This window comes from Acidocella aminolytica 101 = DSM 11237, from assembly GCF_900129125.1.
In the GTDB taxonomy this organism is placed as follows: domain Bacteria; phylum Pseudomonadota; class Alphaproteobacteria; order Acetobacterales; family Acetobacteraceae; genus Acidocella; species Acidocella aminolytica.
This window is the reverse complement of the sequence record NZ_FQVJ01000001.1, coordinates 223,334-234,992: the sequence shown is the minus strand read 5'-3', so window position 1 is coordinate 234,992 and position 11,659 is coordinate 223,334. Positions and strand designations below refer to the sequence as shown.

Genomic DNA, 11,659 nt, shown 5'->3' with positions numbered 1-11,659 from the left:
CTGCCAAGAAACCGGCAACCGCACGTAAGACCGCCGCAACTGCCAAGAAACCGGCAACCGCACGTAAGACCGCCACAGCTGCCAAGAAACCGGCAACCGCACGTAAGACCGCCGCAACTGCCAAGAAACCGGCAACCGCACGTAAGACCGCCACAGCTGCCAAGAAACCGGTAACCGCACGTAAGACCGCCGCAACTGCCAAGACAGCAACGGGCACGCGCAAGAGCGCAACGACCACCGCCGTCAAGAAGCCCGCTGCGCGCAAGACGCCTGCTGCGAAGAAGACAACTACCACGCGCCGGTCCCGCAAGATCGAAGAACCGGTATTGGAGCGGATCGTCGAGATCATACCGGAACCGCAGGCGGAGCAGGTGTCGGAAGAAATTGTGGAGTTCCTTCTCCCCACACCGGAAATTGATAATCTCGACTAAGGATTATCCTTTCACCAAAACAGGCGCGGATGTCCGCGCCTGTTTTTTTATGGCTGTGCCAGCCAATCCTCGATTAAGCGCCGGGCGATTGAATCATGTGGAGGCAGCCCAAACCCCAAGGCCGCATGATCACGAATCTGTGTGCGACTGAACCACCGCGCGTCACGCATTTCATCGTCCTGAAGCACGATGTCCTCACTAAGGCCTTCCGCGTGGAACCCCAGCATCAGCGACGCCGGAAATGGCCAGGGCTGGCTTGAGTGATAATGAACCGCGCCGACCTCGATTCCGGCTTCCTCAAAAACCTCCCGGCGGACGGCATCTTCCAGACTTTCACCCGGTTCAACAAAACCCGCCAAGGTGGAATACATCTTCCATTCTGGCGGAAAACGGTGGGATTGGCCAAGCAGCGCCACCTCCCCTTTGGTGACCAGCATAATCACGGCGGAATCCGTGCGGGGGAAATGATCTTTTTTGCATTGTGCGCAATGCAGAACCCACCCCGCGCGATGCGGCGTCAACGTTCCACCGCAACGCGGACAATATTTATGTGTCGCGCGCCAGTTGAATATGCCGCGCGCGGTGGCCAGCAACGCCGCATCCAACATTGGCAGCAAAGCGGTCAGGCCGCGCAACTCTCTGAAGAATTCGGTCGTGATGCCATCCGGCAGAGCGCGCTCTGAAAAATCGAGCGCGAAAACAGGCAGGCCATCCGTCAGCCCCAGGAACAAATCCGGAGCCAGCCCCAAAGGCGGCAGCAGCCGTGCGCGGGGCGTCTCGCCCGATTCTTCAATCAGCACCTTGCCCTCATGCAGCAGCACATAGCGGCTGGTGCTATTTTTCGCCGCGCGGGCCAGCCAGCAAGCGTTCTCGCGCAGATGCGCGGCCCGGTCTAGCGCGGCGGAACTGTAGTGATTAGGTCGACTTTTTTGAGCGAAATCCATGTTTTGCCATGTGACATGGCGCCATGTCACTGCCAAGCTTGCACTTCGGCGCCACAAAGGCGATAATCAGTTTGGGAGATCGGCGGCGGACATCGCGGCCCGCCAACTTGGTCAGGGCCGGAAGGCAGCAGCCACAACGGATTTCGCATGGGTCGTTGTCCGGTCTCCCACCCCGTTTTCAGGTTTCAAGGTCCGCACTGCTCATGGGTATGTTCGACGACGATGCGCCAGACGCCCCGCCGCCGGGCCCAAATCTTTTTGGTGATGAGCCCGCGCAGGAGGCACCGAAAGCCGCCGCCTACCGGGTTCTGGCCCGCAAATACCGCCCCACCACATTCGATGATCTGATCGGCCAGGACGCGTTAGTGCGCACACTGCGCAACGCCTTCGCCATGGACCGCATCGCCCATGCCTTTATGTTGACCGGCGTGCGCGGGGTGGGTAAAACCACCACGGCGCGTATTCTGGCCCGTGCTCTCAACTGCACCGGGCCGGAAGGCACTGGCGGCCCTACACCCGACCCGTGCGGCGTGTGTGACAACTGCAAGGCGATTCTCGCTGACCGTCACCCGGACGTGGTGGAGATGGACGCCGCCTCCAATACCGGCGTGGATGATGTGCGCGAGATTATCGATGCGACGCGCTTCAAGCCGCTCTCGGCGCGGGTGAAAGTGTTTATCATCGACGAGGTACACATGCTCTCCAAGGCGGCGTTCAACGCGCTGCTGAAAACGTTGGAGGAGCCGCCGCCGCACATTAAATTTGTGCTGGCTACCACCGAAATCCGCAAGGTCCCCATTACCGTGCTCTCGCGCTGTCAGCGTTTTGACCTGCGCCGCGTGCCCGTGGAGACGCTGGCCGCGCATTTCACCCGCATCGCGCAGAAGGAAGAGGTGGCGATTTCCGAAGCCGCCCTTACCCATATTGCCCGCGCGGCGGACGGCTCGGTGCGCGATGGCCTCTCGCTGCTCGACCAGGCGATTGCGCGCGGCACCGAGGATGGCGGCGAGATTACCGGCCCGATGGTGGCCGACATGCTCGGGCTAGCGGATCGCGGCTTTGTGTTCGACCTGATGGATGCGGTGGTGAAAGGCGACATCCCGGCCGCGCTGAAAATTTCCGATGATTCGTATGAGCGCGGGGCGGATCCGGGCGTGCTGCTGTCTGACATGCTGGGACTGGCGCATCTGATCACACGAATGAAATCCGTGCCGTCTCTAGCCAAAAGCGGCGCGCTGCCGGAGATGGAACGCACGCGTGGCGCGGCCTTGGCGGAAATGCTCTCTATCCCCTTCCTGGGCCGGCTTTGGCAGATGCTGCTTAAAGGGCTGCAGGAGGTGGAAACTGCGCCGGACCGGCGGGCGGGGGCGGAGATGATTCTCATCCGGCTGTGCCACGTGGCGGACCTGCCGCCGCCCGGCGAGCTGGTGAAGAAGTTCACTGAAAATCCTGGCGCGACGCTGGGCGGGGCGCCTGCGGGCGGGCCGGGCGGCGGCAGTGCGCGGGCCGTGGCCAACGGCCATGTGGTGATGCAAACCGCCGCCCCCCGCGCACTGAGTTTTCAAGACGTGGTGGCGCTGGCGCAGACGAAGCGGGATGTGATGCTTTACGCGCATCTGCGCCAATCCGTGCATCTGGTGCGGTTTGCGCCGCCGGTGATCGAAATACGGCTGACGGAGGACCATCCGCGCGACCTGATCTCCAAACTCTCCTCTATGCTGGAGGAAGAAACCGGGCGGCGCTGGACTATTGTACTTTCCACCCAGGCGGGCGCACCGACCATTGACGAGCAGGAAGGTGTAGCCACCGCCAAGGCGCGGGATGACGCGCTGGCGCACCCTTTGGTGCAGGCGATTCTGGCGCAGTTCCCCGGAACCAAGGTAGAAACACCCGAATTGCCGGAAGCGGAACCGGAACTGCCCGCCGATTGGGCAGCGCTGGTACCGCCCGACGAAATCTATGAAGGAGAAGAGTAAATGAAGAACATCGCCGGCCTGATGAAGCAGGCTCAGCAGATGCAGCAGAAAATGGCCGACATGCAAGCCAAGCTGGAAGCCACCGAGATGGAAGGCGTAGCGGGGGCAGGCTTGGTGAAGATTGTGCTCTCCGGCAAGGGCGCGCTGAAGAGCGTGAAGATCGACCCCAAGCTGATCGACCCGAATGAGACCGAAATGCTGGAAGACCTTATCGCCGCCGCCCATGCAGATGCGAAGGCCAAGCTGGACGAGATGATGGAGTCCGAGACCAAGAGTGCCATGGGCGGCCTAAACCTGCCGCCAGGAATGAAACTGCCTTTCTAACGTGGGCGGAACAGAGCTCGAAAATCTGATCACTATGTTCGCGCGCCTGCCGGGGCTTGGCCCTCGCAGCGCAAGGCGCATTGTGTTGAAGCTACTACGAGAAAAGGAAAACGGCCTGGTGCCGCTGGCGGACGCGTTGCGCAATGCCGCGGCCTCGGTACATACTTGCTCTGTTTGCGGCAATCTGGATTCGTCCGACCCGTGCGCCATCTGTACTGAGACGCTGCGGGAAGCCCGCATCTGCGTGGTAGAGACGGTCGCGGATCTCTGGGCACTGGAACGCGCGCATGTGTACCGGGGCAAATATCATGTGCTGGGCGGCACGCTCTCCGCGCTGTCTGGCCGCGGGCCAGAGGAATTGGCCATCGCGCCGCTGCTGAAACGCCTGGAGCAAGGCGGTGTTGAGGAAATCATCCTCGCTTTGCCCGCCACCGTGGATGGCGCAGCCACGGCCCATTACCTGATTGAACGGTTGCGGCGGTTTGCTGTGCCAATCTCCCGCCTCGCGCAAGGCGTCCCCATTGGCGGCGCGCTGGAGGTGCTGGATGAAGGTACGCTGGCAACGGCTTTACGTGCCAGAGGAGCAGCGTAGCACCCCATGAATACCCTCGACCCCGCCAACTGGTCCTCTCTGCGCGCCCTTGGCCACAAAATGCTGGATGATATGGTGGACCATCTTGCCTCCATCCGTGAACAGCCCGTTTGGCGCCCGATGCCGGAGGCTGTGCGTCAGGGATTTGTGGCCCCCCTCCCTCTGAGGGGGACAGATGTAGAGGCGCTCTACGCACGCTTTACGGCCGATATTCAGCCTTATGTCACCGGCAATCTACATCCGCGCTTCATGGGCTGGGTGCATGGTGGGGGGAATCCGGTTTCCATGCTTGCAGAATTGTTGGCCGGTGCCATGAATGCGAATTGCGGCGGACGCAATCATGTAGGCATTGCGGTGGAACGGCAGGTGATTGCCTGGGCCGCAGAGATGCTGGGTATGCCCGCCGAGACCTCCGGCGTGCTGCTCACCGGCTCTTCCATGGCGAATTTCTGTGCCGTGCTTTGCGCCAAACAGAAGGCGCTGGGCGAGGCCGGGCATGAGAGCGGCTTGAATGGCGCCAAGCTGACGGCTTACGCATCAGCGGGCGTGCATCGCTGTGTGACCGGCGCTCTGGATATGGCGGGGTTTGGACGCGCCGCCTTGCGGAAAATCCCGCTCGACGCGGCATTCCGCATGGATATGGACAAGCTGCGGGAGGCGATTGCGGCGGATAAGGCCGCGGGGTTCACGCCTTTTTTCATCGCCGCCACGGCAGGCAGTGTGGATGCGGGCGCGTTTGATGATCTGAACGCCGCAGCTGATATCGCGGCGGAGCATGGCGCTTGGTTTCATGTGGATGGGGCATTTGGCGCGCTGGCGGCTTTGTCGCCTGCCTGGCGGCATCTGACCAGCGGGCTGGGGCGCGCGGACTCGATTGCGTTCGATTTTCATAAATGGGCCCAGGTGACTTACTCTTGCGGCTGCCTGCTGGTGCGCGACCCGGCGGTGCAGAATGCAGCCTTCGCCCAGGCCACCAACTATCTGGCCGCGGCTCCGCGCGGGCTGGCGGGGGGCTTTCCCTGGCCGTGCGATCTGGGGCCGGACCTGTCGCGCGGGTTCTCGGCGCTGAAAGTCTGGATGACACTATCCGCTTACGGCACTGAAGGGCTGGCCAGCTTGGTGGAGAATAGCTGCACCCTCGCCCAGCGCCTTGCCGCACAGGTCCAGGCCAGTGACCGCCTGACGCTGTTGGCGCCGGTGACTCTGAATATCGTGTGTTTCGGGATTGAGGATAAAGCCAACCAGGAGATTCTCGACCTCGTGGCGGATTTACAGGAGGAGGGATTATTCGCGCCCTCCACCACCACCATCGAAGGGCGCACCGTCATCCGTTGCGCGATAGTGAACCACAGGACGCAGGCAGGGGATATAGACGCGCTGGTGGCGGAGATTTTGCGGCGGATCTGAAGGCCCGCTGCGTAATCTAGCCGTTAATCCTTCGGCAGGCGGACCGCGATGGATTGTGCATGTGCCGTCAGCCCCTCAGCTTTGGCCAAAGTGACGGCGTGCGGCCCCAGGGCGGCAAGTGCCTGGCCCGGCACAGCTGCATAGGTGGTGCGCTTCATGAAATCATAAACCGAAAGCCCAGAGGCAAAGCGCGCCGTGCCGGAGGTGGGCAGCACATGGTTCGGCCCGATAATGTAGTCGCCCATGGCCTCCGGCGTGTTGCGGCCGAGAAACACCGCTCCGGCGTGACGCACTTTGGAGAAAATCGGCGCGGGGTCGATCAGCATAAGTTGCAGATGCTCCGGCGCGACACGGTTGGCGATATCCACCGCCTCATCCTCGTCCTGCACCAGAATGATGGCGCCATGACGATCCCAGCTTGTCCTGGCAATCTGTTTGCGGGGCAGTGTTTCCAGCGCCCGCGTGACTTCATTGGCCACCGCTTCGGCCAAGGAAGCGCTGGTTGTCACCAGAATGGATTGCGCGTCCTCGTCATGCTCGGCCTGGGCCAGAAGGTCGTAGGCAAGCTGGGTCGGGTCGGCCCCCTCATCGGCGATGATCAGCACCTCGGATGGCCCGGCGATGGAATCGATCCCTACCTGCCCGAACACCTGGCGTTTGGCTTCCGCGACATAGGCGTTGCCGGGGCCAACGATGCGGTCCACCCGCTTGATGGTCGCGGTGCCGTACGCCAGCGCCGCCACGGCCTGGGCGCCGCCGACACGGTAGATCTCGGTAATGCCCGCCGCATGGGCTGCCGCCAGCACATACGGGTTCAGCACCCTGCCAGGAGCCGGTACCACCATGGCAATACGCCCAACCCCAGCCACTTTGGCGGGGATAGCGTTCATCAATACCGAGGAAGGATACGCCGCCTTGCCACCGGGCACATACAGCCCCACCGCATCCAGCGCGCCCCAGCGCATGCCGCAGGTTATGCCCGCCTCATCCGTGAATTCAATGTCGCGCGGGAGCTGGGTCTTGTGAAACAGCTCAATCCGCCGAGCCGCGATAGCCAGCGCCTCACTCAGGACTTCGGGCGTTTGCGCGAGGGCGGCTTCAATCTCCTCCGCAGTGACGCGCAAGCTTTCAGCAGTGAGCGTCTGCTTGTCGAAGCGGGCGATGTAGTCGAGTAAGGCCACGTCGCCTTCCGTGCGTACACGCTCGATGATCTCACGCACCACGCCGGAGACCTCAGGCGCCACGCTGGCGCGGGCCAACAGGGCTGTGAAGTCGGCCTCGAAGGACGGGGTAGTCGTTGACAAGGTTTTCATGCCGCAAGCGCCTTCTGGAAGGCCTCGATCCAGGCGCCGATTTCATCCGGTCTGGTTTTCAAGGCAACGCGATTGACGATGAGCTTGGAGGAGATCTGGGCGATCACATCCGTTTCCACCAGCCCATTGGCTTTCAGGGTACTGCCAGTCTGGACCAGATCGACGATGATGCGCGAGAGCCCCAGGCCCGGAGCCAGCTCCATGGCTCCGGAGAGCTCCACCATCTCGGTCTGGATACCCCGGCGTGCGAAGTGACGGCGGGCGGTATTGGGGTATTTGCTGGCCACGCGAATGGCGGAGACGCGGGAGAGATCCGTCTGCCCGGCATCGTCCTTAGGCTCGGCCACGGAGATGCGGCATTCGCCAATCCCCAGATCCAGCGGGGCGTAAACTTCTGGGTAATCGAACTCCATCAGCACATCGCTGCCGCAGATGCCGATTTCAGCGGCGCCGAAGGCCACGAAGGTCGCGACATCGAAGGAGCGCACCCGGATGAGGTCGACATCCGGGCGGCTGGTATGGAAACGCAGCTTGCGGGAGTTTTCGTCTGTGTATTCAGGCTCCGGCACTAGACCGGCCCGGGCCAGCAGCGGACCAGCCTCTTTCAGAATCCGCCCCTTGGGCAATGCAAGCACGATGGACATGGCCGGGCCAATACCACCCCCCCGGCAGTGAGGCTAGGCCACAGGTCAGCTCAGATTGAGCAGGCCGCATTGCAGCCGCAGGGGCCAGCTTTTGCTGATCTGGTCTCCAAGCCGCTCCAGCCCCGCATCTCGTGGCTGCTCCTGACGCAAACCCAGCCCCAGAGACGGTACCAAGCGGCGCAAGGCGATGTTGAGGTCAGCCTCGAGCTCTTCATACACCAGCCGCAAGAGGGTGATTCCGTGCGCCACGAACCAGCGCGCCCAGCTTTGGCGCTCCTGCTCCTGCGCGGCGTGGATCGTCAGCAGGCGCTCTAGTGAGAATTACGCCTCCTGTACCTCTGGCGGCGGGTCGCCAAGCGCGCGCTGCCATTTGCCAGTGAGTTCGGCCCTGAAGGCGGAGACCGCCTGGGTCGCGTCGTTGCGGCAAAGCAGGTACACCAAGCGCAAATCCGGGAAGATACGGGTCAGCGCTGAGGCCAGGGAGGCGACGTCCAGCCAGCAGGTTTTGAAGATGAAGGTTATATCCGGCTTGGCGGCGAAGGTGGCGATATAGTCGCTGAAGGACCTGACGCCGCGCCGGTTACGCTCCTGCCCGGCGGAACCGCGCGGGCTGAAAACCTCATTCGGCTCGGCCTGCTGCCCCGCCTGGTGCAGCACGGCGCAAAGATGCGTGCTGCCCGTGCGGGGCGTAAAGGCGATCATTACCGCCGGCTTAGGACAAGAAAGGCCGGCAAAGCCTTTCGCGGCCCAATTCGCATAGTCGGGAATATACTTCCCAACCCCATACCGCCTCTCTCGTTACGCGCCCTGGTCAAATAACACCGCCAAAGCGCGGCAAGAGGGAGAGCGGCGGTTAATGCACCAGATTGGGCACCATCTCGTGCTGGATGATGGCCGCCGCCGCGAGTTCCGGATTGGCGGCAATTGCCATGGGCGTGCCGTCAGCGGCATGGATAGCAAAAGCCGGACCATTATCGGTCATGACCGGTTTGACGAAGGCGATCTCCTCCAGCCCCAGCAAAGCAAGTTGAGCGGGCGAAATATGGTGAATATCCAGCACCGTGCCGGGGACGAAATTGGCCGTGCCGTCATGGTTTTTGATGTTCATCTTTTGTCCTTTCAGGCCCCTCGATCGGATCAGCCATCCAGCCGAGGTCCTAGTCTATACGAACCGGAAGCGCGCCGGGATTATTTTCCGACTCCGGTTTAAGCGGCTTAGTCCCCGTCCACTGTTCTGGTGGGGGCGGGCACTTTGCCTTGGCCACGCACGATGGGAATGGTTTTCACCACTGGCTGCGGCACCGGGCGGACGAGGTCCACATGCAGCAGGCCGTTATCGAGCCACGCGCCCTTCACCTCGATTCCCTCCGCAATCACGAAAGCCCGCTGGAACTGCCGAGCCGCGATGCCACGATGCAGGAAGACCCGCCCATGCCCTTCGTCAGTCTGGCGGCCCCTTATCACCAACTGGTTATCTTCCAGGGTGATTTGCAGGTCATCCATCGTAAAACCCGCCACGGCAAGCGTGATTCGCAGCGAAACCGGACTTAGCTGCTCTATATTGTAAGGCGGGTAGCCGTCCGAGGAGTTTTTCGCCGCGCGTTCAATCATCTGTTCGAGATGGTCGAAGCCCAGGAAAAGCGGAGAGGTGAAAACGCGTGTCGTCATGATCTAAAGCTCCCCCACATGAGCGAAGCAGGTTAAGGACCCTCGAATGAGGCATCCGGAACCTTATGTTGGCATGGTTTTGCAGCGATGCAAGAGGGGCGCGTTGCAGGGACAGGCCGGGCGGATTACATGCGTTGCATGTCTGTGTCCGAAACCAGCGCTCCGCTGCTGCCCATCCTGATCTACCCCGAGTCCGTGTTGCGTAAGGTGGCACGGCCCATTACCCCGGCAGATGCCGATGAAGTGCGGCGTCTGGTGCCCTCCATGTTCGCCACCATGTATAACGCGCCGGGTATTGGGCTGGCCGCCAACCAGATTGGCAGCTTGCTGCGCATGATTGTTGTGGATGTAGCGCCGAAGGAAAAACCCGAGCCGATGGCGCTAATCAACCCCGAGATCATCGCCAAGTCCGACGAAACGGCCACCCAGGAGGAAGGCTGCCTGTCCATCCCGGACCAATATGCTGAGGTGACACGCCCGGCACGGGTGAAGGTGCGCTACCAGGACCCTGAAGGAATGAAAAAGGAGATTGAGGCAGAGGGGCTGCTTTCAGCCTGCTTGCAGCATGAGATCGACCATCTGAATGGGGTGCTGTTTGTGGATTATCTCTCGGCGCTGAAGCGGAACATGCTGCTGCGCAAGCTCGCCAAGGCGCAGAAGGGGCGGTGATGGCCGCGCCTCTCAAACTCGCTTTCATGGGCTCGCCCGGCTTTGCCGTGTTCCCATTAAAGGCGCTGGTGGCGGCCGGGCATGAGGTGATGGCGGTGTATGCCCAGCCCTCCAAACCCGCTGGACGCGGCCAGAAAGAACAGCCCTGTCCTGTTCATGCGGCGGCACTGGAGCTTGGCCTGCCCGTCCGCACGCCGGTGAAGCTGCGCAAAAACCAGGAAGAGCTTGATTATTTCCGCAACCTGAAGCTTGACGCCGCCGTGGTGGCCGCATACGGGCTGATTTTGCCGCAAGAGTTTCTGGACGCGCCCGAACGAGGCTGCCTGAACATCCACGGCTCTCTGCTGCCGCGCTGGCGCGGAGCCGCGCCAATTCAGGCCGCCATTGCGGCGGGGGACGCGCAGACCGGCATTACCATCATGCAGATGGAGGCGGGGCTGGATACCGGCCCGATGCTTCGGAAAGACACCACCCCCATCGGCCCGGCGGATACATCGGCGGATTTGCACGACCGGTTGGCCGAGATGGGCGCGCGGCTGATTATTGAGGAACTGGCTCAGCCCAGCCCCCCGCAGGCGCAGGATGAGGCGCTGGCGAATTATGCCCCCAAACTCTCCCGCGAGGATGCGCGGTTGGATGTCCGCCTGCCCGCCGTGGCGCTAGAGCGACGTATCCGCGCATTTTCCCCCTGGCCCGGCGCGCTGGGATTGCTGGGGGATGTGGTGGTCAAGATCATTTCCGCCGAAGCGGTTGAAGGCGAAGGGATTCCGGGCACACTGTTACCGGGCGGGCTGACCATTGCCTGCGGCGAGGGCGCGCTGCGCGTCACGCGGCTACAACGCGCGGGCAAGGCCGCCATGTCCACCGAGGATTTTCTACGCGGCTATAAACTGCCTGAGGGGGCGCGGTTTTATTGACGCTCTGGGCTTTAGAGATCGAGTATAACGGCACGCCCTTCATGGGCTGGCAGCGTCAGAAGCACGGGCTGGCCATCCAACAGGTGATTGAGGAAGCGGCGTCACGGATTCGGGGCGGCGCAGAAGTGACCGAGGCTGTCTCAGCCGGTCGGACGGATGCCGGGGTTCACGCGCTGGCGATGGTAGTGCAAATCGAACTGCCGGATTTCACCCCCTACCGCATCCGCGAGGCGATGAATTTTCACCTCAAGCCCCACCCGATCGCGGTGCTGCGCTGCGGCCCGGCGCCGGAGGGGTGGAGTGCGCGCTTCTCGGCCAAGGCGCGCTCTTACCGCTATGTGATTCTCAACCGGCCGCAACCGCCAACGCTGGAGGTCAAGCGTGTTTGGCATGTGAAGGCGCAGTTGGACGAGCAGGCCATGCACCGCGCCGCGCAGCTTTTGCTCGGGCATCATGACTTCTCCTCCTTCCGCGCCTCCGCCTGCCAAGCCAAAAGCCCGATGCGGACTCTGGATTTTTGCGCCGTGCGGCGGGAGGGCGAGAAGGTGATCATGGAGACCAAAGCGCGCTCCTTCCTGCATCATCAAGTACGCAATATGATCGGCAGCCTGAAAATGGTTGGCGAAGGTCATTGGCCAGAGGCTCGGATCACCAAGATTCTGGCCGCCAGATCCCGTCCCGCCGCCGGGCAGACCGCCCCGGCCGAAGGACTGTATTTCACTGGGGTGGAATATGATCCGCCGCTTGAACTGAGCTAAGCCTCAGTCCAAACTG

Annotated in this window: 15 protein-coding genes and 1 other RNA gene; 9 read left to right on the top strand and 7 right to left on the bottom strand. The window is 62.2% G+C overall.

What is annotated here, in order from left to right:
- Positions 1–431, top strand: a 431-nt coding sequence (locus tag BUB54_RS20630) for a hypothetical protein (RefSeq protein ID WP_217652414.1), incomplete at its 5' end; no start/stop codon positions are given.
- A 47-nt stretch (positions 432–478) separates the two neighbouring features.
- Here the strand turns inward: BUB54_RS20630 and nudC are convergent.
- On the bottom strand, positions 479–1,375 hold the full coding sequence (nudC, locus tag BUB54_RS01055) for an NAD(+) diphosphatase (RefSeq protein WP_048879172.1): 897 nt from the start codon (positions 1,373–1,375) through the stop codon (positions 479–481).
- 73 nt (positions 1,376–1,448) lie between these two features.
- Here nudC and ffs point away from each other — a divergent pair.
- The 5 genes from ffs (at position 1,449) to BUB54_RS01030 (ending at position 5,674) form a co-directional block, all read left to right on the top strand.
- Positions 1,449–1,547, top strand: an RNA gene (gene ffs / locus BUB54_RS01050) — signal recognition particle sRNA small type.
- Between the two features lie 31 nt (positions 1,548–1,578).
- Positions 1,579–3,351 (top strand): DNA polymerase III subunit gamma/tau, encoded by a 1,773-nt coding sequence (locus BUB54_RS01045; RefSeq protein WP_048879173.1) that lies wholly within the window; start codon positions 1,579–1,581, stop codon positions 3,349–3,351.
- On the top strand, positions 3,352–3,675 hold the full coding sequence (locus BUB54_RS01040; RefSeq protein ID WP_048879174.1) for a YbaB/EbfC family nucleoid-associated protein: 324 nt from the start codon (positions 3,352–3,354) through the stop codon (positions 3,673–3,675). It begins immediately after the preceding gene.
- 1 nt (position 3,676) lies between these two features.
- On the top strand, positions 3,677–4,267 hold the full coding sequence (gene recR, locus BUB54_RS01035) for a recombination mediator RecR (RefSeq protein ID WP_048879175.1): 591 nt from the start codon (positions 3,677–3,679) through the stop codon (positions 4,265–4,267).
- Positions 4,268–4,273: 6 nt separating this feature from the next.
- Positions 4,274–5,674, top strand: a complete 1,401-nt coding sequence (locus tag BUB54_RS01030; protein WP_048879176.1) for a pyridoxal phosphate-dependent decarboxylase family protein — start codon at positions 4,274–4,276, stop codon at positions 5,672–5,674.
- A 23-nt stretch (positions 5,675–5,697) separates the two neighbouring features.
- Here the strand turns inward: BUB54_RS01030 and hisD are convergent, their stop codons facing one another.
- From hisD to BUB54_RS01000, 6 genes are all read right to left on the bottom strand, one after another.
- Entirely contained in the window at positions 5,698–6,987 is a 1,290-nt protein-coding gene (hisD, locus tag BUB54_RS01025) for a histidinol dehydrogenase (protein WP_048879177.1), read from the bottom strand.
- Positions 6,984–7,631, bottom strand: a complete 648-nt coding sequence (gene hisG, locus BUB54_RS01020) for an ATP phosphoribosyltransferase (RefSeq protein ID WP_048879178.1) — start codon at positions 7,629–7,631, stop codon at positions 6,984–6,986. The genes hisD and hisG overlap by 4 nt, the downstream gene beginning before the upstream one ends.
- A 45-nt stretch (positions 7,632–7,676) precedes the next feature.
- Positions 7,677–7,928, bottom strand: coding sequence for a Stf0 family sulfotransferase (locus BUB54_RS01015; RefSeq protein ID WP_373318308.1), 252 nt, complete (start codon positions 7,926–7,928; stop codon positions 7,677–7,679).
- A 24-nt stretch (positions 7,929–7,952) separates the two neighbouring features.
- The gene (locus BUB54_RS01010; protein WP_048879180.1) at positions 7,953–8,333 is read right to left on the bottom strand and encodes a sulfotransferase family protein; all 381 of its coding nucleotides are present in this window, start codon (positions 8,331–8,333) and stop codon (positions 7,953–7,955) included.
- Positions 8,334–8,484: 151 nt separating this feature from the next.
- A complete protein-coding gene (locus BUB54_RS01005) occupies positions 8,485–8,739 on the bottom strand; it encodes a DUF1150 family protein (RefSeq protein WP_048879181.1) in 255 nt (84 codons plus the stop codon).
- A gap of 107 nt (positions 8,740–8,846) precedes the next feature.
- Complete coding sequence (locus BUB54_RS01000) at positions 8,847–9,299, bottom strand: Hsp20 family protein (RefSeq protein ID WP_048879182.1); 453 nt, start codon at positions 9,297–9,299, stop codon at positions 8,847–8,849.
- A gap of 138 nt (positions 9,300–9,437) precedes the next feature.
- Between BUB54_RS01000 and def the strand changes: the two genes are divergently transcribed.
- From def to truA, 3 genes are read left to right on the top strand one after another with little or no spacing between them, the layout of a single operon-like run.
- The gene (def, locus tag BUB54_RS00995) at positions 9,438–9,968 is read left to right on the top strand and encodes a peptide deformylase (RefSeq protein ID WP_139284739.1); all 531 of its coding nucleotides are present in this window, start codon (positions 9,438–9,440) and stop codon (positions 9,966–9,968) included.
- Positions 9,968–10,885 (top strand): methionyl-tRNA formyltransferase, encoded by a 918-nt coding sequence (gene fmt / locus BUB54_RS00990; RefSeq protein WP_048879183.1) that lies wholly within the window; start codon positions 9,968–9,970, stop codon positions 10,883–10,885. The genes def and fmt overlap by 1 nt, the downstream gene beginning before the upstream one ends.
- Positions 10,882–11,643: a tRNA pseudouridine(38-40) synthase TruA gene (truA, locus tag BUB54_RS00985; RefSeq protein WP_073211088.1), complete on the top strand. Its 762-nt coding sequence runs from the start codon at positions 10,882–10,884 to the stop codon at positions 11,641–11,643. The genes fmt and truA overlap by 4 nt, the downstream gene beginning before the upstream one ends.
- Positions 11,644–11,659 lie beyond the last annotated feature (16 nt).